12 protein-coding genes are annotated in these 25400 nt (G+C 70.0%); 3 read left to right on the top strand and 9 right to left on the bottom strand.

Annotation, left to right across the window (positions count from 1 at the left end):
• Position 1: 1 nt before the first annotated feature.
• The 3 genes from pks13 to BHQ18_RS25145 all read left to right on the top strand — a co-directional run bounded on the left by pks13 (position 2) and on the right by BHQ18_RS25145 (position 8431).
• Positions 2 to 5497, top strand: a complete 5496-nt coding sequence (gene pks13 / locus BHQ18_RS25155) for a polyketide synthase Pks13 (RefSeq protein ID WP_131815740.1) — start codon at positions 2 to 4, stop codon at positions 5495 to 5497.
• A 20-nt stretch (positions 5498 to 5517) separates the two neighbouring features.
• Positions 5518 to 7068, top strand: a complete 1551-nt coding sequence (locus BHQ18_RS25150; protein WP_109789408.1) for an acyl-CoA carboxylase subunit beta — start codon at positions 5518 to 5520, stop codon at positions 7066 to 7068.
• Between the two features lie 64 nt (positions 7069 to 7132).
• On the top strand, positions 7133 to 8431 hold the full coding sequence (locus BHQ18_RS25145) for a serine/threonine-protein kinase (RefSeq protein ID WP_069416375.1): 1299 nt from the start codon (positions 7133 to 7135) through the stop codon (positions 8429 to 8431).
• Here BHQ18_RS25145 and BHQ18_RS25140 read toward each other — a convergent pair.
• The 9 genes from BHQ18_RS25140 to pdxR form a co-directional block, all read right to left on the bottom strand.
• Complete coding sequence (locus BHQ18_RS25140; protein ID WP_234794312.1) at positions 8428 to 9570, bottom strand: transporter substrate-binding domain-containing protein; 1143 nt, start codon at positions 9568 to 9570, stop codon at positions 8428 to 8430. The two genes, BHQ18_RS25145 and BHQ18_RS25140, sit on opposite strands and share 4 nt — an antisense overlap.
• 85 nt (positions 9571 to 9655) lie before the next feature.
• Positions 9656 to 12862, bottom strand: a complete 3207-nt coding sequence (locus tag BHQ18_RS25135; RefSeq protein ID WP_069416402.1) for an arabinosyltransferase domain-containing protein — start codon at positions 12860 to 12862, stop codon at positions 9656 to 9658.
• Positions 12859 to 16137 (bottom strand): arabinosyltransferase domain-containing protein, encoded by a 3279-nt coding sequence (locus tag BHQ18_RS25130; RefSeq protein ID WP_069416374.1) that lies wholly within the window; start codon positions 16135 to 16137, stop codon positions 12859 to 12861. Before BHQ18_RS25130 ends, BHQ18_RS25135 begins: the two co-directional genes overlap by 4 nt.
• 78 nt (positions 16138 to 16215) lie before the next feature.
• Complete coding sequence (locus tag BHQ18_RS25125) at positions 16216 to 19446, bottom strand: arabinosyltransferase domain-containing protein (protein ID WP_069416373.1); 3231 nt, start codon at positions 19444 to 19446, stop codon at positions 16216 to 16218.
• Positions 19447 to 19457: 11 nt separating this feature from the next.
• Positions 19458 to 21326, bottom strand: a complete 1869-nt coding sequence (locus tag BHQ18_RS25120) for a galactan 5-O-arabinofuranosyltransferase (protein ID WP_069416372.1) — start codon at positions 21324 to 21326, stop codon at positions 19458 to 19460.
• Positions 21326 to 22108 carry a decaprenylphospho-beta-D-erythro-pentofuranosid-2-ulose 2-reductase gene (locus BHQ18_RS25115; RefSeq protein WP_069416371.1) on the bottom strand — a complete coding sequence of 261 codons (783 nt, stop codon included), beginning with the start codon at positions 22106 to 22108 and terminating at the stop codon, positions 21326 to 21328. Before BHQ18_RS25115 ends, BHQ18_RS25120 begins: the two co-directional genes overlap by 1 nt.
• Positions 22109 to 23509, bottom strand: a complete 1401-nt coding sequence (locus BHQ18_RS25110; protein WP_069416370.1) for a decaprenylphosphoryl-beta-D-ribose oxidase — start codon at positions 23507 to 23509, stop codon at positions 22109 to 22111.
• Between the two features lie 39 nt (positions 23510 to 23548).
• Positions 23549 to 23944 (bottom strand): GtrA family protein, encoded by a 396-nt coding sequence (locus BHQ18_RS25105; protein ID WP_069416369.1) that lies wholly within the window; start codon positions 23942 to 23944, stop codon positions 23549 to 23551.
• 43 nt (positions 23945 to 23987) lie between these two features.
• Positions 23988 to 25400, bottom strand: a complete 1413-nt coding sequence (pdxR, locus tag BHQ18_RS25100) for a MocR-like pyridoxine biosynthesis transcription factor PdxR (protein WP_069416368.1) — start codon at positions 25398 to 25400, stop codon at positions 23988 to 23990.

Here is a 25400-nt window from a genome sequence, read left to right as displayed (position 1 = left end):
TATGGCTGATACACAAGACGATTCGCAGCACCCCGAGCTCCCGTCCGGCGACGAGATAGAACTCGCACCCGAGAAACCCGCGCCCAAGGTCGACATGTCGGTCGCGGAGATGCGCGAGTGGTTGCGCAACTGGATCGCCAACGCCACCGGTCAGTCACCCGACGCCATCAACGAGTCCACCGCAATGGTCGAACTCGGGCTGTCGTCGCGTGACGCGGTCGCGATGGCCAGCGATATCGAGGACCTCACCGGTGTGACGCTGACCGCCACCGTCGCGTTCCGGCACCCCACCATCGAGTCGCTGGCGACCGTGATCATCGAGGGCGAGCCCGAACTCGAACTCGGGGAGGCCGACGAAGACGAGGCGTGGGCCCGCGACGTGGACGAGGACACCGCCAACATCGCGATCGTCGGTATCGCCACCCGTTTCCCCGGCGACATGAACACCGCCGACGAGACCTGGCAGGCGCTGCTGGAGGGCCGCGACGCGATCACCGACCTGCCCGAGGGCCGGTGGGAGGAGTTCCTCGCCGAACCCCGCATCGCCGAACGGGTCGCCAAGGCGCACACCCGCGGCGGCTACCTGACCGACATCAAGGGATTCGACTCCGAGTTCTTCGCGCTGTCGAAGATGGAAGCCGACAACATCGACCCGCAGCAGCGGATGGCGCTCGAATTGACCTGGGAGGCACTCGAACACGCGCACATCCCGGCGTCGAGCCTGCGCGGCGAGAGGGTCGGCGTCTACATCGGCGCCTCCAACAACGACTACCAGTTCCTGGCCGTGTCGGACCCGACGGTGGCGCACCCGTACGCGATCACCGGCACCAGCAGTTCGATCATCGCGAACCGGGTGTCCTACTTCTACGACTTCCGCGGCCCGTCCATGGCGATCGACACCGCGTGCTCGAGCTCGCTGGTCGCCGCGCATCAGGGCGTGGCGGCGCTGCGCGCCGGCGAGGCCGACGTCGCGGTGGTCGGCGGGGTCAACGCGATGATCACCCCGCTGGTCACGATCGGTTTCGACGAGGTCGGTGGCGTGCTCGCGCCAGACGGCCGGATCAAGTCCTTCTCCCAGGACGCCGACGGCTACGCGCGCTCCGAGGGTGGCGGCATGCTGGTGCTCAAGCGCCTCGCCGACGCCCGCCGCGACGGCGACGAGATCTTCGCCGTCATCGCCGGCAGCGCGGTCAACCACGACGGCCGCTCCAACGGCATGCTCGCGCCCAACCCGGACGCGCAGGCCGAGGTGCTGCGCAAGGCCTACAAGGACGCCGGCATCAACCCGCGCAACGTCGACTACATCGAGGCGCACGGCACCGGCACCATCCTCGGTGACCCGATCGAGGCAGACGCGCTGGGCCGGGTCGTCGGCCGCGGCCGGCCCGCGGACAAGCCCGCGCTGCTGGGCGCGGTGAAATCCAATGTGGGTCACCTGGAGTCGGCGGCCGGTGCGGCCAGCCTGGCGAAGATCGCGCTGGCGCTCAAGAACGACAAGATCCCGCCGTCGATCAACTACACCGGGCCCAACCCGTACATCGACTTCGACGCGATCCGCCTCAAGGTCGCCGACACCGTCACCGACTGGCCGCGCTACAGCGGCCACGCGATCGCCGGGGTCTCCGGATTCGGTTTCGGCGGCGCGAACGCGCATCTGGTGCTGCGTGAGGTGCTGGACAGCGACCTGGTCGAACCCGAACCCGCCGACGACGTCGAAAAGGACGCGCCCGCCCCATCTTCACAGGCCGCCGCCTCCTACGTCGGCGGGGTGCGGATGGACGAGTACGGCGAGTTTCTCGACGATGAGGACGACGACGGTCTCGACCGCCCGCCCGCCGCACTGCATGACGAACCCGAGCTGCCGGGCCTGACCGACGAGGCGCTGCGCCTGCTGGAGATCGCCCGCGAGGAGCTGGAGTCCGGCGAGCAGCCGACACCGGTTGTGCCGCTGGCCGTTTCGGGCTTCCTGACGTCGCGCAAAAAGGCCACCGCGGCCGAGTTGGCCGACTGGATCGACAGCCCCGAAGGTCGGGCGTCGTCGCTGGAGTCGATCGGGCGGGCGCTGTCGCGGCGTAACCACGGCCGCTCGCGGGCGGTGGTGCTGGCCCACGACCACGACGAGGCGGTTAAGGGGCTGCGCGCGGTCGCCGAGGGCAAGCAGAACCCGAACGTGTTCTCCGCCGACGGTCCGGTCTCCAACGGACCGGTGTGGGTGCTGGCCGGTTTCGGCGCGCAGCACCGCAAGATGGCCAAGAGCCTGTACCTGCGCAACCAGGTCTTCGCCGAGTGGATCAACAAGGTCGACGCCTACGTGCAGGACGAGCGCGGCTATTCGATCGTCGAACTGATCCTCGACGATTCGCAGGACTACGGCATCGAGACCACCCAGATCACGATCTTCGCGATCCAGGTCGCGCTCGGTGAGCTGCTCAAGCACCACGGCGCGAAACCCGCTGCGGTGGTGGGGCAGTCGCTCGGCGAGGCCGCCGCGGCGTACTTCGCCGGAGGCCTGTCGCTGGAGGACGCGACCCGCACCATCTGCTCGCGCTCGCACCTGATGGGTGAGGGCGAGGCGATGCTGTTCGGCGAGTGGATCCGGTTGATGGCGCTGGTCGAGTACTCGGCCGACGAGATCGAGACCGTCTTCGCCGACTTCAAGGACCTCGAGGTGTGCGTGTACGCCGCCCCGACGCAGACCGTCATCGGCGGCCCGCCCGAACAGGTCGACGCGATCATCGAGCGCGCCGAGTCCGAGGGCAAGTTCGCCCGCAAGTTCCAGACCAAGGGCGCCAGCCACACCTCGCAGATGGATCCGCTGCTGGGCGAGTTGGCCGCCGAACTCGTCGGCATCGAGGCGCACCCGATCACCATCGGCTACTTCTCGACCGTGCACGAGGGCCGCTACCTGCGCCCCGGCGAGACGATCCACGACGTCGACTACTGGAAGAAGGGGCTGCGGCACAGCGTCTACTTCACCCACGGCATCCGCAACGCCGTCGACAACGGGCACACCACGTTCCTCGAGCTGGCACCGAACCCGGTGGCGCTCATGCAGGTTGGGCTCACCACCGCGGCGGCCGGTCTGCACGACGCGCAGCTGATCGCGACGCTGGCCCGCAAGCAGGACGAGGTCGACTCGATGACGGCCGCGATGGCGCAGCTGTACGTGCACGGCCACGACCTCGACTTCCGGACCCTCTTCGACAAGGGCGAGTACGCCAACATCCCGCCGACCCGGTTCAAGCGCAAGCCGCACTGGCTCGACGCCCGGTTCACCGGCGACAGCTCGATCGTGATGCCGGGCAACCACGTCGCCACCCCGGACGGCAGGCACGTCTGGGAGTTCGAGCCCAAGGGCGAGCCCGACCTGGCGGCGCTGGTGAAAGCCGCGGCCGCGCAGGTGCTTCCGGACGCCAAGCTGGTGGCCTCCGAGCAGCGCGCGGTGCCCGGTGATGGTGCGCGGCTGGTCACCACGCTGACCCGCCATCCAGGCGGCGCCAGCGTGCAGGTGCACGCCCGCATCGACGAGTCGTTCACGCTGGTGTACGACGCGGTGGTCAGCCGCAACGGCGCGGCAGGCGCACTGCCGGTCGCCGTGGCGACCGGAGCGACTGTCGCCGAAGAGGTTTCGGGCACTCCCGCCGAGCCCGAAGAGGACGACGCGGAGATCCTGCAGGACAACCTGACCGCCGGCGCCGGCCTGGCCGCGGGCTTCGCCAAGTGGTCGCCCGATTCGGGGGAGACCATCCACGACCGGCTCGGCGCGATCGTCGGGGGGGCCATGGGTTACGAACCCGAGGACCTGCCGTGGGAGGTGCCGCTGATCGAGCTCGGCCTGGACTCGCTGATGGCGGTGCGGATCAAGAACCGCGTCGAGTACGACTTCGACCTGCCGCCGATTCAGCTGACCGCGGTGCGCGACGCGAACCTGTACGCGGTGGAGAAGCTGATCGAGTACGCGATCGAGCACCGCGACGAGGTCGACCAGCTCGCCGAGGCGCAGAAGGGCAAGACCGCCGAGGAGATCGCCGCCGAGCAGGCCGAGCTGATGGGCGGGGCGAGTACCGTGGCCGAGCTCGAGGAGAAGCTGGCCGAGGCCGGGCACCCGCTGGGCACCCAGGACGACGACAAGGCCGACAACAAGAGGGGCCGGGCCGAGGTCCTCAGCGGCGCCAGCCCGGGCACCGTCGGCGCCCCGGCCCCCGATCCGCAGGCCGAGCCGTCCACCCAGTCCAGCGAAATCCCGGCGCCGCCGACCGACCCGTCGGGACCGGTCCCGCCGCCGCCCACCGATCCGAGCGGACCGGGCAAGCCGTCGCAGTCCACGGTCGCGGCTGCCGCCAAGGTCCTCACCCAGGAGGCGGTCACCGAGGCGCTGGGTTCCGACGTCCCGCCGCGCGACGCCGCTGAGCGCGTCACGTTCGCGACCTGGGCGATCGTCACCGGCAAGTCGCCGGGCGGCATCTTCAACGAGCTGCCCGCCATCGACGACGCGACCGCGACCAAGATCGCCGACCGGCTGACCGAACGCGTCGACGAAGGCACGGTCACCGTCGAGGACGTCCGCTCCGCGAAGACCATCGAGGAGTTGTCGACCACGGTGCGCGAGTACCTCGAGGGCGGCAAGATCGACGGCTTCGTGCGGACGATCCGTGCCCCGCAGGAAGGTTCGGACCGGATCCCGGTGTTCGTGTTCCACGCCGCGGGCGGATCGACGGTGGTCTACGAGCCGCTGCTCAAGCGGCTGCCCGCCGACACCCCGATGTACGGCATCGAACGCGTCGAGGGGTCGATCGAGGACCGCGCCCGCGAGTACGTGCCGAAGCTGCTGGAGCTCAACGGCTGGGCGAGCGAAGCGACGGGGGAAAAGCGGCACCGGCCGTTCATCCTGGCCGGCTGGTCGCTGGGCGGTGTGCTGGCGTACGCGTGCGCGATCGGGCTGAAGCAGGCCGGCGCCGACGTGCGGTTCGTCGGGCTGATCGACGCGGTGCGCCCGGGCGAGGAGATCCCGCAGACGCAGGAGGAGACCCGCGCACGCTGGGACCGCTACGCCCGGTTCGCCGAGCGCACGTTCAACGTCGAGGTGCCCGAGATCCCGTACGAGGAGCTCGAGAAGCTCGACGACGAGGGTCAGGTGAGGTTCGTCCTGGACGTCGTGAGCCAGAGCGGGGTGCAGATCCCCGGCGGCATCATCGAGCACCAGCGCACGTCGTACCTGGATCAGCGGGCTATCGACACCGCCGAGATCAAGCCGTACGACGGCAAGGTGACGCTGTACATGGCCGACCGCTACCACGACGACGCGATCTACTTCGAGCCGCGCTACGCGACGCGCCAGCCCGACGGCGGCTGGGGGCAGTTCGTCTCCGAGCTCGAGGTGGTGCCGATCGGGGGTGAGCACATCCAGGCGATCGACGAGCCGTACATTGCGAAGGTCGGCGCGCACATGAGCGAGGCCATCACCCGGATCGAGTCTGAGGAGAAGCGGGCGAAGTGACGACTGAATCGCTGCCACCCATCCGCACCCGCACGACCGCGGAACTCCTCGCCGAACTCCGCGAGAAGCTGGAGCTGGCGAAGGAGCCGGGCGGCGAGAAGGCCGTCGCCAAGCGCGAGAAGAAGGGTATCCCGAGCGCGCGGGCCCGCATCCACGCGCTGGTGGACCCCGGCAGTTTCCTGGAGATCGGCGCGCTGGCCAAGACGCCGGGCGACCCGAACGCGTTGTACGGCGACGGCGTGGTGACCGGTCACGCGCGGATCAACGGCCGCCCGGTCGGCGTGTTCAGCCACGACCAGACGGTGTTCCAGGGTTCGGTCGGCGAGATGTTCGGCCGCAAGGTCGCCAAGCTGATGGAGTGGGTGGCGATGGTCGGCTGCCCGATCATCGGCATCAACGATTCGGCGGGCGCGCGGATCCAGGACGCGGTGACGTCGCTGGCGTGGTACGCCGAGCTGGGCCGTCGTCACGAACTGCTGCGCGGTCTGGTGCCGGAGATCTCGATCATCCTCGGCAAGTGCGCGGGCGGTGCGGTGTACTCGCCGATCCAGACCGATCTGGTGGTGGCCGTGCGCGATCAGGGCTACATGTTCGTCACCGGCCCCGACGTCATCAAGGACGTCACGGGTGAGGACGTGTCGCTCGACGAACTCGGCGGCGCCGACGCCCAGGCCCGCTACGGCAACATCCACCAGGTGGTGGAGAGCGAGGCCGCGGCGTTCCAGTACGTGCGCGACTACCTGGAGTTCCTGCCCGCCAACACCTTCGACGATCCGCCGATCGTCAACCCGGGTCTGGAACCGGAGCTCACGCCGCATGACTACGAGCTCGACACGATCGTGCCGGACAGCGACAACATGGCCTACGACATGCACGAGATCCTGCTGCGGATCTTCGACGACGGCGACGTGTTCGACGTCGCCGAGCAGCAGGGCCCGGCGATCATCACCGCGTTCGCGCGGGTCGACGGCCGACCGGTCGGTGTGGTCGCCAACCAGCCGATGCACCTGTCCGGGGCGATCGACAACGAGGCGTCCGACAAGGCGGCCCGGTTCATCCGGTTCTGCGACTCCTACAACCTGCCTTTGGTTTTCGTGGTGGACACCCCGGGCTTCATGCCGGGTGTGCAGCAGGAGAAGGGCGGCATCATCAAGCGCGGCGGGCGGTTCCTCAACGCCGTCGTCGAGGCCGACGTGCCGAAGGTGACGATCACGATCCGCAAGTCCTACGGCGGCGCGTACGCGGTGATGGGGTCCAAGCAGCTGTCGGCGGATCTGAACTTCGCGTGGCCGACCGCGCGCATCGCGGTGATCGGCGCCGAGGGGGCGGCGCAGTTGCTGGTCAAGCGGTTCCCCGACCCGACGGCGCCCGAGGTGCAGAAGATCCGGGCGGACTTCATCGAGGGCTACAACCTCAATATGGCCACGCCGTGGATCGCCGCCGAGCGCGGGTTCATCGACGCGGTGATCCAGCCGCACGAGACCAGGCTGCTGCTGCGCAAGTCGTTGAACCTGCTGCGGGACAAGCAGATCAGCCGCGTCCAACGCAAACACGGCCTGACCCCGATCTAACCCCTTCGCGCGTGGTCCCACACGCAGCCTGGGGATCCGCTGCGGTAGCCGTTACACTGCGGCAATGCCGCTAGCCGAGGGTCAGGAGATCGCGGGCTACACCGTCCTGCGATCGCTGGGCACGGGCGGTATGGGTGAGGTGTATCTGGCCCGGCATCCGCGGCTTCCGCGCCAGGACGCGCTGAAGGTGTTGTCGGCGACGGTGTGTGCGGACCCCGAGTACCGCGAGCGGTTCAACCGGGAAGCCGACATCGCCGCATCGCTGTGGCATCCGCACATCGTCGAGGTGCACGACCGCGGCGAGGTCGACGGTCAACTGTGGATCGCGATGGACTACGTCGAAGGCACCGACGCCGCGCAGTGGGCGCAGCGTTACCCCGACGGTATGCCGCCCGAGCAGGTGATCGCGATCGTCACCGCGGTCGCCGAAGCGCTCGACTACGCCCACCAGCGCAACCTGACCCATCGCGACGTCAAACCGGCCAATATCCTGATCGCCAACCCGAGAACCGGCGATGAGCGGATCATGTTGGCCGACTTCGGAATTGCCCGGCGAGGTGACGACGCGAGCGGCCTGACGGGGACGAACATGACGGTCGGCACCGTCGCGTACGCCGCCCCCGAACAACTCAAGGGTGAGCGGATCGACGGCCGTGCCGACCAGTACGCGTTGGCGGCCACGGCTTTTCAGCTTCTGACCGGAACGCCGCCGTTCCAGCACTCCAACCCGGCGGTGGTGATCAGCCAGCACCTGACCGCGGCACCGCCGGCGATCGGTGCCCGTCGGCCGGAATTGTCCAGTCTCGGAACGGTTTTCGACAAGGCGCTGGCCAAGGAGCCGAGCGAGCGTTACGCCCGGTGCATCGACTTCGCGCGCGCGTTGGCGCAGCGCCTCGGCGTCGCAGGCCAGGATATCGGCGCGTCGGAACCGACGATGCTGGCAGCCGCGACGGCCGGGCCGCGGCATGCGAAAAAGCGCTCGCCCAAGCGGCGGTGGATCACCGTGTCGGCGGCGGCTGTGCTTGCGGTGATGGCGGTCGCGGCGACGGCGTTCGTCGTCGGTGAGCGCGCCCGTGACCGCACCACCCCGTCCGAGGCGGCGGCGCTGCCCGTCGTCGTGATCGGCGCGAACTGCGCGACGTTGGGCGCCGCGGGCATCACCGAGGGCGGCGACCCGGCCTACTGCGCGAAGTTGACCAGCACCGGCGCCAGCCTGTGGTCGAAGTATCCCGGCGAGATCGCCGCGCCCACCGTCGCGGCCGGTGCGGAGGCCGAGCATCCGGTGTTGGTGTGCGTGCAGCAGACCGGCCAGAGCCGGTTGGAGTGCCACAACGACATCCTGCAGAGCAACACCGGCAGCTAGTTCAGATCGCCCGCGGTGGTCGCGACCTCGTCGCCGAACCACTTCTCCTTGATGAAGTTGTAGGTGCCGTCCTCGTGCATCCGGAACAGGGCCTGGTTGATGGGTTTTCGCAGCGGGCTGTCGATCCGGGTGACGAATCCCTGGTCCTCTTCGTGGAAGACGGGCCCGGCCATCACGGCCACGCCTTCGCCGCGGTGGGCGACGTAGTAGCGCAGCACGGGGGCGTCGAAGACCACTGCGTCGTAACCCTCTTCGCGCAGCAGGTGGTAGGAGTCCTCGATGGTCGGCGTCTCGGTGTGCTCGATGCCCATGCCGCGCAGGAACTCCGCGGCGGTGGTGTCGGTGACGGTGGCGACCCGCTTGTCGTACAGGTCGGCCGGACCGGTGATCTTGGCGTCGAGCTTGGCGACGGTCAACGTGGCGCTGAGGTTGGCCGAGTAGTACGCGACGAACACGATGCCGGCGAAACCCCACAGCACCGCCAGCGCCTTGGTCACCGTCCGGGTGGCCGAGGCGCTGTTCTTGCCGACCAGCGACCCGATGCCCCAGCCGAACGCCTGGAAGATGCCGGGGAAGTAGGCGCGCGCGACGACCGGTTCGGCGCTGCGCCGCTCGACCAGCCAGAAGATGTGGGCGGGCACGACGCTGACGACGACGGCGGCGCTGAGCCAGATCAGCATCGTGCGGGACAGCAGGAGGTCCAGGTACCCGCCGAGACCGGGGACGGTGGGCCGGGTGTCGTGCACGGGCACGATGATCTGCAGGCCGGCGTCGAGCGTGGGGTGGGTGAAGTCGAAGGACTGTTCCCGCTCCGCCGTCAGCGAGATGCCGCCGACCGCCACCTCGGCCCGGCCGTCGGCGACGGCGGCCAACTGTCCGCGCACATCGTGGGTGTCGACGTATTCGGTGGACCAGTTCAGCCGCTTGGCAATCTCCTCCCACACGTCGATGCTGAACCCGGTCAGGCCCTCGCTGCCGGTCGGCATGACGAACGGTTCGAGCGGGTGGACGGCGACGGAGATGGACCGCGGGTCAGACGGCGGCTCCGGCTCGGACTGGGCGACGGCGTGCGGCGAGGTGAGCAGTGCGACGGGCAGCAGCAGCCAGAGAGCCGCCACCACCAGCATGTACCGGCGCACACCCAGCAAGACGGTCGACCTCGTTTCCGTTCGAGTCCGACGTGACGATACCTCGTACCCCCTGTTCGGCGAGCCTGCGTGCACCCTAGGGCTTGATGCGGATGTGTCCCGGGCTGTACAGGCCGCTGTGGGTCTGCGTGCCGAACTCCAGCTCCGCCGGCTGCGCGTCCCGCGAGTCCGGCGTCGGCTCGAACCGGCGCAGCGAGCCCCAGTCACGGCCCCAGTCCTGCGACAGGTACGTCGCCATCACGTGCGCCCGCAGCAGCAGGTCGGAGATCCCCAGCAGTCCGCCGTTGAGCCCGTCCTGCCAGGTGTCGGTGTCCTTGCGCTTGGCGTTGTAATCCGGCGTGATGCGGAACTTCGGCACGTCGGTGACGCCGTTGGCGTGCAGCATGGGCTGCTGACACGGGAAGGCCAGTCCGACCGCCCAGTCCATCAGGACCGGCTGTTCGGAACCGACGTACTCCTGCACCGAACGCAGTTCCGGCACCCGCGGCGGCGTCACCGCCACCCAGTCGCCGGGGGTCAGCGAACGATCCTCGGCCACAACGCGAACCGCGACCGCATCGGCCGGGATGTCCGAACGCGGGAAGCGCAGGTTGCGCCACGACGGAATCGGACCCAGGTCGTAGGGCACCAGGCGGCCGCCCGGTAACAGTGCCCCGTCGGGACCCCGTCGCGCGTACTCCAGTTCGACGGTCTGACCCTCGGTGCGCCCGTTGAACACGCTGTCGCCGGTGATGGTGCCCGCGGCGGTCACCACCACCAGCGGGTGGGCGTCGTCGGCGGGCGGGAGCTCGTACCACGCCGACGCCAGCGTGCTCTCCTGTTGCGGCCCTTCGGTATAGCTGCCCGCCACCGGAACCCGCGCCGGGTCCAGGCCGTACGGCAGCGGCACCGTCGAACCGTTCACCCCCGGCCGCGACAGCTCGGTCGGCTGGTCCCAGTCGTAGTCGGTACCCGGCATCGGCAGGTTCATCCGGATCGCCTCGGCGACAATCTTTTCCGGCACACCGTTCGGGGTGAAGCCGACCGGGTCGACGCCACCCAGCGGGCCCAGCGGCCCGTAGTCGCCCGGTAGCGGCGTCATGAAGCCGTCGTTGGCGTCGGGTTCGACGAGCACGTCGTCGGCCAGCATGCAGCCGCCCGCGAACGCCCGCAGGTTGGCCCATCCGTTCGAGTAGGTCGGGTACTGGCGCACCACGCCGATCAGCATCGACCCGACGAACACCAGCACCATGAACCCGGCCGTGACCGGCACCGGCGCCGTCGTCAACGCTCGCGCGATGCGCCCCTCGCCGCGATCCCGCGACGAGAAGTGCAGCCACGTCGCCCACACCGCGGCGATCGCGAACAACACGAAGAAGACTGTGCTGACGGTGATTCCGCCGATCGCGGGCATGTCGTTGTTGAACGGCACACCGAAGCTCGAGACATACCACCAGCCGTTGGTGGTGGCGAAGCACAGCGCCAGCACGAACAGCACCGCGGCCAGGAACGCCATCCGGTTGCGGGACCACTTGAGCACCGCGGGCGAGGCCAGCACCGTCACCAGTGCCGCCATCGCCGCACCCACCGCGGCGAACAGGCCGAAGTGGTGCACCCACTTCGTCGGGGTGAACATCAGGAAGAACACGGTGCCCAGGATGATGCCCATCAACCGCCACGCCGGCCCGCGCGCGACTCCGGGCACCCGGCCGCGTCGCAGCATGATGAACATCGACACGAACAGCGACAGCGCGGTGATCAGGAATCCGAACCGCCGCGACAGCGACCCGTCGACGGTCGGCAGGATCAGGTAGTAGTAGCGCAGGTTCTCGGTGTACCACTCCTGGTTCGGACCGATGTCGGTGCGGATCCTGGTGGCCTCCAACACCGTTGCGATGGTCTGGTCGGCGAAGACGACGGGCAGGATCACCGTGCCCGCGGCCAGCAGCGGCAGCAGCAGCGGCCACACCCCGACGACGCGCCTGCGCCGCACCAGGATTCGCAGCAGCGGACGCCCGCCGGCCACCAGTGCGGCCACCGCGATCAGCCCGGTCGGCTGGATCCCCAGCGTGAACGCCGCGGTGATGATCGCGAACGCCGCGGGGGTGAGCCGGCCCGAGGTGATCGCCCGCTCGATCAGCACGTAGGTGATCAGCGCTCCGGTGGCGATCTGCCCCTCGGGGCGCAGCCCGTTGTTGAACGGCATCCACGCCGCCAGCAGCACCAGGCCGGCCGCCCACAGCGCGGGCCTGCTCGCCGCCACCGCCGGTCCCAGCCGCGGCAGCACTTCGCGAGACAGCAACAGCCAGCACAGGATTCCGCAGATCAGGTCGGGCAGGCGCATCCAGATGCTGGAGTCGCTGACGCTGGTCATCATCGCCAGCACGTTGTAGTACCAGCCGAACGGGTCTTCCGGGCTGCCGAACCACCGGAAGTAGTTCGACATGTACCCGGCGTGCCCGGCGACCCGGGCCATGCCGAGGATGTAGCCGTCGTCCGATGAGTTCGCCCCGATGACGTGCCAGACCGCGAACCCGCCGATCACCGCGACGTCGGTCGACGTGAAGGTGCGCCACCGCTGCGGGATCCACCGGCGCATCCGCCGCCCGTCCATCCGGTCCAGCCGCCACAGCGCCAACAGCGCGATCGCCGTGGACAGGATCGCCAGCAGCATCGCCGCCAGCTTGAGCGGGGTCGGCTCGGTGGTGAACCGGGTGTCGATGTCCGCGGACAGGCTCAGCCCCGGCGGCGCGGGCCCGGTCAGGTCGGTGAAGACCCCGACGATCGTCGGGCGCAGGTTCGGGTCCGGGAAGCCGCTGTACTGCGGTGAGCCGTCGGCTTTGGTCAGCCCGACGAACGTCGCGAACGTGCCGTCTTCGGACGAGGTGATCTCGATGCGTTCACACTCGGGTCCCGCGACCCGCGCGCGCGGCACGCTGGCCACCACCACATTGCGGTCGGTGATGTCGACGCGCTCCGGCCCGACGGTGACGAAAAGCGCCTGCAGCGCAGCCTGTTTGCCGTCTTTGGGTGCGGTGCCCAGGATCAGCCCGCCGCGCGGCGGCATCGACCGGACCACCTCGCACGGCACGGTCACCGACATCGTCACCGGCGTCTGGCTGATCAGCGGGGCGGTGACGTTGTCGAGCCGCCCGTTCTGCGGCCAGTTCAGCGTCGCGGTGGTCTGTTCGACCGGCAGCAGCGGGGTCGCGACCGACAGCAGGAACCCGAGCAGGCCGGCGATCGTGGCCACCCAGCGGGCGATCCGCACGTCGTCGCGGCGGGAGTCGGTGGTCACGGTCATGGCAGCGCCCGGATCGGTCCGTTGCGGCTCCACCCGAACACCCGCGCCGTGCCCTGCTCGATCACCGCGTCGGGCGCCTGCGAGGCGGGCACCACCCGGTCATAGCGTTCGATCGAACCCCAGTCGCGGTACCAGTCGCCGCGCAGATACGTCGGCACGGTCGCGGTCCGCAGCAGCGCCTGGATGAACAGGAACGGACCTCCGTCCTGGGCCGATTGCCACTGGTTCGACGACACGACCACCTGCTTGAGATTCGGAAGGATGCGGTACTCGGGCAGTTCGGCGACGCCGAGGCGTTCGGCGAACGGCCGCTGGCACGGGAAGTTCGCGGCGGTCGCGATGTCCATCAGCACCGGGGTCTGCGACCCGAGGAACTCCTGGGCGGTCTGCAGCACCGGCACCCGCGGCGGGGTGAATGCGAACCACTGGTCCTCCGACAGGTTCGGGTCGTCGGCGACGATGCGGGCGACGTTTGCCTCCGGCGGGGCCCATTCGAGCGGGAAACGCAGGTTGCGCCAGGCCTTCTGCGGGCCGGGACCGATGTCGATCGGTTGCACCTCGGCCAGCGGCGTGTAGCCGCCGTCGGGACCGCGCACGCCCCACTGCAGTTTCAGCGACTGCCCGTAGTTGAACGAGCCGTCTTCCTCGTAGAACCAGATCGCCCCCGCCGCCGCGACGGTCACCAGCGGCCGGTCCGGGGTGCGGGGCGGCAGCTGGTACCACGCGGAGGTGACCTGGGCGGCGACGGTATTCTCGTCGTAGCTGCCCATCACCGGAACACGTTGCGGGTCAAGGCCGAACGGCAGGAACACCCGCGACCCGTTGACCCCCTCCGGGCCGTATCCGCCTCCGGTGCCCGCGGCGAAACCGATCCCGACGTTCGGCTCGTTGGGTGAGCCGTCGGAGTTCACGGTGCCCGGGTTGGCGGTGACCGGCTCGGGCGGTTCGAGGGTGTCGCTGACGCCGTTGGGGGTGAAGCCGACCGGGTCCTCCCCGCCGAGCGGGCCGTACTCGCCGAACCGTTGACCCGGAACGGGTTGCAGCAGACCGGCATTGGTGTCGGGTTCGACGAGCACGTCGTCGGCCATGGCGCAGCTGGCCTCGGAAAGCCCCGATCTCAGCGCCGACACGTTCGCCTTGGCGGTGGTGTAGACGGGGTAGCGCTGCACGGCGCCCTTGGCCATCGAGCCGACCTCGAGCACCACCATGATCGTCGCCACCACCAGAAGCGGTGTCGACGCCAGCACCCGGTTGCGCCGGGTGTCGGCGACCTGGGTGTGCCCGGCGTAGTCGATCCGGAAGTGCAGCCAGCCCGCGAGCAGCCCCGATGCGATGGCCAGCACCAGGAAGATGCCGGTCACCGGGATACCGGCGATCACGGGCTGCTTGTCGAACCACGGCACCCCGTAGTTGCCGACGTAGAACCAGCCGTTGATCCCCGATGTCGCCCAGGCCAGCACGAACAGCAGCGCGGTCACGTACAGCGCGAGGTTGCGGCGGCTGTGCAGACCGACCCGCGCGAACGCGAACGCCGTCACCGCGCCCAGCGCGCCGGCCAGCCCGGCGAACGCGCCGAACTGCACCGCCCACTTGGTCGGGGTGAACGTCAGCAGCAGCAGGCCGACGGCCGTAGACCCGATCAGCCGCCACACCGGCCCGCGGGCCATGCCGGCGACCCCGCCGCGGCGCAGCAGCACGGCCAGCATGCCGAACAGGCACAGCATCAGCACCAGCACCGCGAACCGCCGGGTCAGCGACGAGTCGACGCTGTCCTCGACGGTCAGGAAGTAGTAGCGCAGGAAGTCCTGGTACCAGGCGATCGTCGGGCCCACCACGTACTTGATGCGCGCCGACTCGGCGACGGTCGCCAGGGTCTGGTCGCGGAACACGACCACGAAGATCACCGACAGCGACGCCAGCAGCGCGGCCACCGGGGCCAGCACCCCGTCGACCGGGCGCCGCGCCCGGATGGTGCCCACGATCGCGCGGGCCCCGACCAGCAGCGGGGCCACCGCGATCAGGCCCTGGGGCGCCAGCGTCACCGCGAACACCGCCACCACGACGGCCACCGCCGCCGGCCACACCCGCCGGGTGGCGACGGCGTTCTCGACCAGCACCCACACCGCGACCGCTCCGAACGCGATCAGCGGCTCCGGACGCAGGCCGTTGTTGAACGGCAGCCACGCCGCCAGGAACACCGCCGCGCCGGTCCACACGGTCACCCGGTTGGCCGCCAGCCGGCCGCCGAGGCGCGGCAGCACGCAGCGGCTCACGATCAGCCACGCGCCGATTGCAGCGGCCGTGGCGGGCAGGCGCATCCAGACGCTGGCGGTGCTCACCGACGCCAGCGCCGAGAGCACCGACTGGTACCAGTCGAACGGGGCCTCGGTGGCGCCGAAGAAGCGGTAGTAGTTGGCGGTGTAGCCGGCGTCGGCCGACACCCGCGCGATGGTCAGGTTGTACCCGTCGTCCGAGGACAGCGCGCCGATCATGTGCCACAGGCCCAGCGTGCCGACGACGCCGATGTCGGCCGCCCAGTGCCAGAAGCCGACGCGCCACCAGCGCCGTCCCGCCCGGGGTGCCCGCCGGCCCGCGGCGCGGTCGATCAGCGCGAGCGCCACCACCGACGCCAGCACGCACAGCACGCCGAGCACCATCGCCGCGAGCTTGAGCGTCGTCGGTGAGGTGATGAACCGGGTGTCGACGTCGATACGCGCCGACAGTCCGTCCTGCGGGGCGACCCGCAGGTCGGTGAAGACGCCCGCCACCTGCGGCTTCTTCTCCGGGGCCAGGGTGCCGACGGCGCCGGGGATGCCGATGAAGTCGGCGCCGACCGCTCCCGGGTCGGCCCATACGTGCAGCGTGCTGCAGGCGCCCGATTCGACGGCCGGCCTCGGTGCGACGGCGGCCACCGAGTCGCGGAAGGCCACCACCACGACGTCGGAGGTGGCCCGCACGAACAGTCCGTTGCGGGTGGCGTCGATCCCGCCCGGCGGCACCGTCGACAGCACCAGTCCGCCGTCTTCGGGCAGCGTGGCCACCGCCTGGCACGGGATCGACACGTCGAGCGCTTGCGGGGCGCCGGACACCAGCGGCGCCGTGATGTCGGTGACGAAGCCGTCCTCATTCGGCGCCTGGGGCCACAGGATCGTCGCGGTGGTCTGCTGGACCGGCAGCAGCGGGACCAGCCCGCACAGCAGCACACCGGCGAGGCCCGCGACGACGGCGATCAGTCGGGCGACCCGGCGGGTCCGCTCATCCTCGTCGCTCGGCACGAGGGTCGATGGTAGGCGACGCCGATGAGTGCGCCCGCCACGCGGGACCGTGCCGGTGTCGCAAAGCGGCCGGACCGGTCAGGACAGCCGCAGCGGCGCCGGGCTCCACAGCCCGCTGCGGGTCGCGGTGCCCAGGTCCAGACGGGCCGCGGTGGCGTCGGGGTACCACGGGGTGAGCTGCTGCAGCGAACCCCAGTCGCGGAACCAGTCGTCCTTGAGATAGGTCGACACCGTCGTCGCGCGCACCAGCAGTTCGGTGATGCCCAGCGGCCCGCCGCCGAGGTAGTCCATCACCGGCGAGTTCGCCTCGGCGCCGAACCGGTCGGGCAGGATCCGCCACTTCGGCACCTCGATGACGCCGTTCTGGTGCCCGTAGGGCCGCTGGCACGGGAACGCCAGGCCGACCAGCCAGTCCAGGAACACCGGGTCCTCGGAGCCGACGACGTCCTGCAGGGTGCGCAGGTCGGGGATGCGCGGCGGGGTGATCGCGATCCAGTGCTGCGGGTCGAGGTCGTCGTCGGTGGCGACCAGCCGGACCTGGGTGGCCTCGCCGGGGATCGCCGCCAGCGGCGCGCGCAGGTTGCGCCAGGCCGGTGAGGCGCCGACGTCGCCGAACCCGAGGCCGCCGCCGGGTTCGTCGGCCGCGGCCTGTTCGTCGGTGGCCCACTGCAGGACCACCTCACCGGAGTCGAACCGGCCGGCCGCGGAGACGACGAGCAGCGGACCGGCCGCGTCCCGGTCGGCGGGCAGCCGGTACCAGGCCGACCGCAACTGCGCGGGCTGCTGGGTGCCGGCCCGCCAACTGCCCATCACCGGGGTGGTGCGCGGGTCGAGGTTGTATGGCAGTCGGGCCCGGGAGCCGTTGACCCCGGCGCCGGCGGTGGTGCCGCCCTCGGTGCCGCCGTTGCCGGCCTGGTCCTCGTCGTTGTTGTCGGTGTCGGCGAAGTTGGTCGACGTGCCCTCTCCGCTGACGGTCTGATCGGCGGAGACGTCGGCGGGAATCCCGTTGGGCCCGAAGCCCTGTGCGACGCCCGCGCCGAGGGCCTCGCCGACGGGTGTGTCGACCGGGACGAGCATGCCGACGTTCGGGTCCTGTTCGACCAGAACGTCTTCGGCCATACCGCAGGTCTTCCCGGTGAGCGCCTCGAGGTTGGAGCGGCCCACACTCCAGGCCGGGTACTGGCCGATCATCGCCACGGTCAGCGACACCACCTCGAAGGTCACCACCAGCCAGGTGGCGACGGCCAGCGGCGCCTGCACGATCCGCTGCCAGCGCCGCGGCGGGCCGGGCGGTGAGACGTCGCGTCCGGAGAAGTGGAACCAGGCGGCGGCCAGCAGCGTCAGGACCGTCAGGCCCAGCAGGATCGTCGAGAAGCCGAACTTCCACTCCGGCATGGCATTCGACCACGGCACACCGAAGTTGGAGACGTACCACCAGCCGTTGACGGTGGCGAACGACAGCGCCATGGTGAACAGCACGGTGGCGGCGAACACCGACCGGTTGCGGCGCGAGCGCATCGCGGCCGCGGTGACCGCTACGGCAGCCAGCGCGCCCAGCGAACCGGCCAGCCCGGCGAACACCCCGAAGTGGTGGGTCCACTTGGTGGGGGTGAACATCATCGCCAAAAACGAGATCACGGTGATGCCGACGATGCGGCGGCTGGGGCCCAGCGCGGTACCCGGAATCTTGAACTTGCGCAACGCCATCGCGACCGCGGCCGCCAGCGCCAGCAGCAGTGTCAGCACCGCGAAGCGCCGCGCCACCGAGCCGTCGGGGCTCAGCGTGAACAGCCGCTCGTAGCGGATGTGCTCGTCGAACCAGCTCAGGCTCGGGCCGACGGCGGACTTGAATCCGCTGGCCTGCAGTTCGGCGGCCAGCGTCTGGTCGCGGAAGATCAGGATGATCGTCACGGTCGACGCGGCCAGGATCGGCGCCAGCAGCGCCAGGTAGCCGAATCGCGAGACATGCGCGGCCACAATGGTTTTCAGTGGTCCGACGGCGACAAGCAGCGCCCCGACGGCGGCGATTCCGGTCGGGCCGGAGAACAGCGTCAGCGCGCCGATGATGACCGCGATCGCCACCGGCAGCAGCCGGCTGGTGGCCACGCCGCGCTCCACCGAGCACCAGGTCAGCAGGATGCCCAGCGCGATGATCGGCTCGGGCCGCAGCCCGTTGTTCAGCGGCAGCCAGAACGCCAGGAACAGACCGGCCGCCGTCCACGCCGCCGCCGGGGTGGTCTTGACCGCGTGCCCCAGCCTCGGGATCACCTCGCGGCTGATCAGCCACCAGCACGTCAACGCCATCAGCAGGGTGGGCAGCCGCATCCACACGCTGTGGGTGCTGACGTGCGCCCACAGCGCCAGCAGGTCGTAGTACCAGCCGAACGGCGCCTCCGGGGTGCCGAACCAGCGGTAGTAGTTGGCCATGTAGCCGGCCTGCTCGGAGACCCGGGCCATGGTCAGGATGTAGCCGTCGTCGGCGGTGTTGGCGCCGACGAAGTGCCACCACACCAGCACCGCGGTGACCACCCCGTCCAGCGGGCGCAGCGTCCACCAGCGCGGCGGCAGGAACCGCTTGACGCGGCGGCCGTCGGCGGTGTCGAGCACGTGCAGGGCGCCCAGCGCGACGACCGTCATCGCCACCCCGATGATCATCGCGAGCGTCTTGAGCAGCGTGGGCGAGGTGCTGTAGCGGGAGTCGAGGGTGGCCGAGAACTCCAGGCCCGGCGGCGCGCGCCCGGACAGGTCGGTGAACACGCCGACGATCTGCGGCCGGAAGTCGTAGCCGCCGCGCTCGCCGCGCAGCGGTTGCCCGGGCTCCGGGTCGTCGGCGCCCTGGGTCAGCCCGACGAACTCGCCGGTCACCTTGTCGGCGTGGGCGGTGAACGTGAGCCGCTCGCACTGCGGGCTGAGCACCTCGGCCAGCGGTGCGCTGATCACCGGGGTGTTGCGCACGATGACCAGCAGGTCGTTGTTGACCCGCTCGATCAGCAGGCCGCGGTCGACGGCCTTGGGCGCCTGCTTGGGCACCGTGGAGAGCAGCACGGTGCGCCCGCGGGTGTCCGGTGCGGCCAGCGGTGCGGCCGCGCTGCACGGAATGCTGATCTCCAGATCGGTCGCGACGTAGCCGATCAGCGGGGCGTCGACGCTTTCCAGCAGGCCGTTCTGCGGCCAGTTCAGCTCGGCGGTGGTCTGCGTGACGGGCAACAGCGGGACCGCGACGGCCAGCAGCGCGCCCAGCAGTCCCGCGACGATGGCGATCAGCCGCGCGGTCTTATGGTTTGACCCGACCCCGGCTTGTGCGACCACGGGGTGCGATCTTAATTGGGCTTGCGGATGGCAAGCACGAACGGGCCGATACTGGACACCTCGAAGTGGGGTTCGTCGAACAGCGCCTCGTCCAGCGCGACGTGGTAGCGCCGCACGTTGGGCTGGTTCGGGTACACGTCGGAGGCCAGCCGCAGCGTGTAGGTGTCGTCGGCGCCGCGGCGCATCAGGAACACCGTCGGCGCCTCCCAGGCCAGGTTGTCCAGCGCTTCGACGAACCGGTCGGCCTCGGTCAGCGTGGCCCAGCTCTCGATCGCGTCGGCACGCTTCTCGAACTGGGCGAGCGGGTTGGCGTAGTGCGACGTGAGCCCCTGGAAACCGTAGTACGGGTAGTACGACAGGAAGCTGTAGTCGGCGGTCAGGACGACGGTCTCGTTGCGGGGCCGGCCCGTCACCTCGAGGATCCTGGCGTCGATCTCGCGGTAGTAGCGCTCGGCGCCCGGGGGCCGGCGGTCCGCGCGCTGCCCGTCGCCGTCGGTGTCGGTGTAGGCGACGACGATGTCCGAGCGCAGCACGTCGGGGATGTCCTGGCTGTAGGTCAGCGCGCCGACGGCGCCCAGCGTCGCCGCGACCGCCACCACCTTCTGCGCGTTCTCCGGCCGCACCCGGGCCGCCACCGCGCGGGTGACGTCGATGAAGCCGAACGCACCCGCGGCGGTCAGCAGGATCGTCAGCGTCGGGTTCAGACGGAACGACAGCAGCGTCGTACCCAGCAGCGTGGTCAGCATCGACAGCAGCGACCAGGCGTAGACGGCCAGCACCGCGATCGCCAGGGCCCCGGCCCGCGTCGAGGACCGCGCCCGCCAGACCAGCCACAGCGTGCCCAGCATGCACAACGCGCCGAGCAGCGTGGGATGCAGCATCGGGAACTCCAGCTGTGCCCCGTCGGTCGGCAGGTAGTGCTGCGCGGTGCCGGAGTCGGCGGGTTCGCCGCGGGCGGCGGCCAGCAGCCACGGGCCCAGCCCGACCAGCCACATGGCGATCGAGATCGCGGCGATGACGGCCAGCCGCAGCAGCGGGCCGATGTGTCGGCGCGTGACGGCCAGCAGCACCGCCATGATTGCCAGCGTGAACGCGGCGTACGCCAGCAGCAGCGTGTAGGACAGCGCGGCGACGCCGAGGAACAACCCGGTCCCGATGACCGCGGCCCAGCCACCGTTGCGGTCAGCGCCGCGCAGACCCGACCACGCCAGCACGAAGATCGGCGGCAGCAGCACGGCGATGATCGCGGCGTACGGTTCGGCCGGCGAGTAGGCCAGTGTCGCCGCGGTGGTGGCCGTCGACACCACCAGCGCGTACTCGAAGCGGATCATCGCCGCCCACAACACGAACGCGACCGCCACCGCGGCCGTGATCGAGATGACGGCCCACGGTTTGAACATCTCCCAGGCGGGGGTGCCGGTCAGCGCGGCCAGCCGCCCGCCGACCCAGAACCAGCCGGGCGGGTAGAACGGCGGCAGGCCCATGTAGGTCATGTCGCGCAGCGCCGGCGAATCGGTCAGCCGGGTCAGGTACTCGGTGCGGAACTGCTGGTCGACCGAGATGCCGTACAGGTAGAGCTTCGTCGCCCCGAGTGGCATGGCGATGGTCACCACCGCGAACGCCGACAGGAACACCGTCGCGCCCAGTTCGGCGAGCCGCCGCCTCCCGCGCCGCCACAGCAGCCCGCTGGCCAGAACGCCGATCAGACAGGCGACCTGGCCGACGGTGGTCAGCGCGTGCAGCTGATTCGACGAGTTGTAGGCGGGCCACTCGACCCGCGCGATCGCGGCCAGCGACACCACCGCCACGACAACCGCCACCGCCCCGGCGGCCGCCATCTGCCCGGCGATTCTCGTCGGCAGGGCCAGCGAGCCTGGCATCAAATCGGGAGCTTGCGGAAGATCGGGCGCGGGATGTGGCGCAGCACCATCATCACGTAGCGGAAGGTGCCCGGCGCCCAGACCAGTTCCTTGCCCTTGGCCGCGGAGGTGACCGCCAACTCGGCGACGTAGTCCTTGTCGACGGTGAACGGCGCCTCCTTGGTGCCGGTCGCCTTCCAGTGCTCGATCGTCGTGGTGGTACGGACCTGGCCGGGCCGGATGACCAGCACTCGAACACCGTGCTCGCGCAACGCTTCTCCGAGCCCGAGGTAGAAGCCGTCCAGTCCGGCCTTGGTGGAGCCGTAGACGAAGTTGGAGCGACGCACCCGTTCACCGGCGGCCGAGCTCATCGCGATGATCTGCCCGAAGCCCTGCGCGCGCATCTTCTCGCCGAGCAGCACGCCGACCGAAACGGCTGCGGTGTAGTTGATCTCGGCGATCTGTACCGCCTTGGACTGGTCCTGCCACAGCTCCTCGGCGTTACCCAGCAGGCCGAAGGCCACGATTGCGACGTCGATATCGCCACCGGCGGCCGCCTTCTCGATCACCGCGGGATGGCTGGCGGTGTCCAGGCCGTCGAAGTCGACCCACTCGACGGATCTGGCGCCTGCGGCTGTCATCTCCGCGATCGCGTCGTCCTTGCGGGGATGGCCCGGCAGGTCGGCCAGCACGACGCGGGCCTTCGCGTTGCGCAGATAGCGCGCGCAGATCGCCAGCCCGATCTCCGAGGTGCCGCCGAGCAGCAGGATGGTCTGCGGATTACCCACGGCGTCAAGAACCATTTACAGCAACTCCAAGCGTCGGGCCATGTCGGATGCGAAGACACCGTTCGGGTCGGCCTTGCGGCGCACGGCGATCCATTCGTCGATACGGGGATACATCTGGTGGAAGCGCTCGGCGGTCACCCGGGAGTCCTTGGCGGTGTAGACCCGGCCGCCGAACTCCATCACCCGCTCGTCGAGTTCGTTGAGGAACTCGTTGACCCCGGGCCGGTTGGGGAAATCCATCGCGACGTTCCACCCGGCCATCGGAAAGCTCAGCGGCGCACGGTTACCGGGGCCGAACAGCTTGAACACGTTGAGCGCCGAGTAGTGGCCCCTGGTCTGGATCCAGCGGATGATCGCCTTGAACTCCTCGAGCGCGTCGGGCGGGACCAGGAACTGGTGCTGCGCGAAACCGGCTGGGCCGTAAGCGTTGTTCCAGCCGCTGACCAGGTCGAGCATGTGGTAGAACTGCGACAGGTTCATGATCTTGCCGCTGTAGGTTCCGCCGAGCCGGTAGTACACCTCACCGATCGCCATGAACGACAGCTTGTTCATGGCGCTGACCGGGAAGATGTTCGGCACCGTGAGTAGTTGCGGCGCATCGAATTTCAGCGGGTCCCTGGCCAGCTTGGGCGGCAGCTGGTCCAGTGTCGCGAGGCTGCCGCGGCTGATCGAGGCGCGTCCGAGTTTGGGCGGCGGGCTGATCAGGTCGAACCACGCGCTGGAGTAGGTGTAGCGGTCCTCGCTGCCGTCGAGGTGCACCGCGACGGTCTCGTCGAGGTCGCGGGTGGCCACACCGTCGGCGATGAAGTAGGCGGTCTCGGTGCGGGTCATCGCGATCCGGGCGCGCAGCACGACGCCGGTCAGGCCGTTGCCGCCGACCGTGGCCCAGAACAGCTCGGCGTCGGGGCCGTCGGGGGTGAGTGTGCGCACCTCGCCGTCGGCCATCAGCAGGTCCATCGACAGCACGTGGTTGCCGAAGCTGCCGGCGCTGTGGTGGTTCTTGCCGTGGATGTCCGAGGCGATCGCGCCGCCGACGGTGACCTGCCGGGTGCCGGGCAGCACCGGCACCCACAGACCGAAAGGCAGTGCCGCCTTCATCAACTGGTCGAGGCTGACGCCGGCGTCGACGTCGGCCACCGCGGTCTCGGCGCTGATCGAGTGGATCCGGTGCAGCGCGGTCATGTCGATGACCAAGCCGCCGCCGTTGCACGCCTGGTCGCCGTAGGACCGGCCGAGGCCGCGGGCGAGCACGCCGCGCTGCAGGTAGGTGGGGCTCGAGGCGCTGCGGTCGGCGGCCTCGCGGACCGCTCGGGCGATCAGTTCGACGTCCGGTGTGCTCAGCACCTGGGCGACCGACGGTGCGGTACGCCCGAAGCCGGTCAGCGCACGCGAAGTCGTCGGCAGGTTCTCGGACATCGTGACGAGGGTACCGTGCGTCCGGTGGCGCCCCGAGCGTCAGCGCAGGCGGAAGATGACCGCGCGCTGGACGACGAAGTTGATCACCGTCGCGGTGCCCTGCGCGATCACGAACGCGACCGGGACCCGCCACGGCTTCTCGTCCCAGGCGACGTAGAACACATAGTTGATGCCGACCTGCACGGCGTAGGTGACCGCGTACAGCACACACACCGCGACGAACCGTGCCTTGCTCGGCGGGGCCTGGAAGGTCCACCGACGGTTGATCAGGTAGGCGGTGGTGGTCCCGGCGATGAAGCTCAGCGTCTTGGCCACGTTGACGTGCAGGCCGGCCGCGAGCATCGCGACGTAGAGCCCGAAGTCGACGACGGCCGACAGGCCCCCGGTGACGACGAACCGCCACACCTGGGTGCCCAGGCTCAGGCTGGGCGACATGGGGGGCTCGGCCACCCGGGCAGCTTACGTGCCCCCGAAGCAGCTACAGCCCGCTGGCGGCCAGAACACCGCACAGCGCCTCGACCGCGGCGTTGAACGCGTGCTCGGCCGGGGTGCCGAAACCGACGATCACCCCGTCGGGTTGCGGCACCTCGGGCCCGGCCAGCGGATGCCGCATCAACGAAAGCCCCTGCAGCGCAACACCTGCCTCACCGGCGCGCTGCACCACCTCGGGTTCGGCGCCGTCCGGCAGGGTCAACAGCATGTTCAGCCCCGCGTTCAGGCCGCCGATCCCGATGTCGAAGTGCCCCAACGCCTCGACCAGCGTGTCGCGGCGCCGCCGGTACCGCAGCCGCATCCGCCGGATGTGCTTGTCGTAGCCGCCACCGGCGATGAAGTCCGCCATGGTCAGCTGGGCGATCGCGTTGACGTAGAACTGGTCACCGCCGCCTGCCGCGATCACCGGCTCGACGAGGTTGGCGGGCAACACCATCCAGCCCAGCCGCAGCACCGGCGACAGGCTCTTGCTGGCCGATCCGAGGTAGGCCACCCGGTCGGGGGACAGGGCCTGCAGCGCGCCGATCGGTTGGCGGTCGTAGCGGAACTCCCCGTCGTAGTCGTCGTCGATGATGTAGCCGTCGGTGCGCTGCGCCCAGTCCACGACCGCGGTGCGGCGTGACGGGTGCAGCGACATGCCCAGCGGGCTGTGGTGGGCGGGGGTGAGCAGCGCCGCGGGTACGTCGAGCCGATCGAGATCGTCGACCACCGCGCCGTGCTCGTCGACGCCGATCGGCGTCGTCGTCATCCCCGACGCGGCGATGGCATCGCGAAAGATGAACAGCCCGTAGGCTTCCACCGCGATCGGGCGGGTCGCGCCGAACACCCGGGCCAGCATCTCCACGCCGTGCCGGGTGCCCGCGCAGATCACGACCGCGTCGGGGGAAGTGCGTACGCCGCGGGCCCGCCCGAGGTACTCGGCGACGGCCTCGCGCAGTTCGGGCCGCCCGCGCGGGTCACCCATGCGCAGCGCCTCGGTCGGCGCATTGGTCAGTGCGCGACGCGTCGAGGCAACCCACTCGTTGCGGGGGAACTCGGCGACGTCGGGCGAACCGGGCATCAGGTTGTGCCGCGGCACCGTTCGTACGCCGCGCGACCGGGCGGGCACTGCGGGACCGCCGTTGTTGACCACCCAGGTGCCTGCGCCCTGCCGGGAGGCGAGCCAGCCTTCGGCGACCAGTTCGGCGTACGCCTCGGCGACGGTGTTGCGGGCCAATCCGAGATCGGCGGCCAGGCTGCGCGACGGCGGCAGCACCGTGCCGGTCGCGAGCCGGCCGCTGCGGACGGCATCGCGCAACGCGGTGAGCAGCAGTTCCCGGGCGCCGCGCGCGCCGGGTGTGATGCGCTCCCGCAGATCGAGATGCAGGTCGCGGCTGCCCGTATTGGCCCATGAAGCCAT

It is taken from the genome of Mycolicibacterium flavescens (genome assembly GCF_001722335.1).
GTDB lineage: Bacteria > Actinomycetota > Actinomycetes > Mycobacteriales > Mycobacteriaceae > Mycobacterium > Mycobacterium flavescens.
This window is presented reverse-complemented; position numbering and strand designations above follow the sequence as displayed.

What these genes read in the sequence shown, in the direction of transcription:
- pks13 (WP_131815740.1), top strand. Translation starts at nt 2, where the DNA reads ATGGCTGATACACAAGACGATTCGCAGCACCCCGAGCTCCCGTCCGGC.
- BHQ18_RS25145 (WP_069416375.1), top strand. Translation starts at nt 7,133, where the DNA reads ATGCCGCTAGCCGAGGGTCAGGAGATCGCGGGCTACACCGTCCTGCGA.
- BHQ18_RS25135 (WP_069416402.1), bottom strand. Translation starts at nt 12,862, where the DNA reads ATGACCGTGACCACCGACTCCCGCCGCGACGACGTGCGGATCGCCCGC.
- BHQ18_RS25120 (WP_069416372.1), bottom strand. Translation starts at nt 21,326, where the DNA reads ATGCCAGGCTCGCTGGCCCTGCCGACGAGAATCGCCGGGCAGATGGCG.
- BHQ18_RS25115 (WP_069416371.1), bottom strand. Translation starts at nt 22,108, where the DNA reads ATGGTTCTTGACGCCGTGGGTAATCCGCAGACCATCCTGCTGCTCGGC.
- BHQ18_RS25110 (WP_069416370.1), bottom strand. Translation starts at nt 23,509, where the DNA reads ATGTCCGAGAACCTGCCGACGACTTCGCGTGCGCTGACCGGCTTCGGG.
- BHQ18_RS25105 (WP_069416369.1), bottom strand. Translation starts at nt 23,944, where the DNA reads ATGTCGCCCAGCCTGAGCCTGGGCACCCAGGTGTGGCGGTTCGTCGTC.
- pdxR (WP_069416368.1), bottom strand. Translation starts at nt 25,400, where the DNA reads ATGGCTTCATGGGCCAATACGGGCAGCCGCGACCTGCATCTCGATCTG.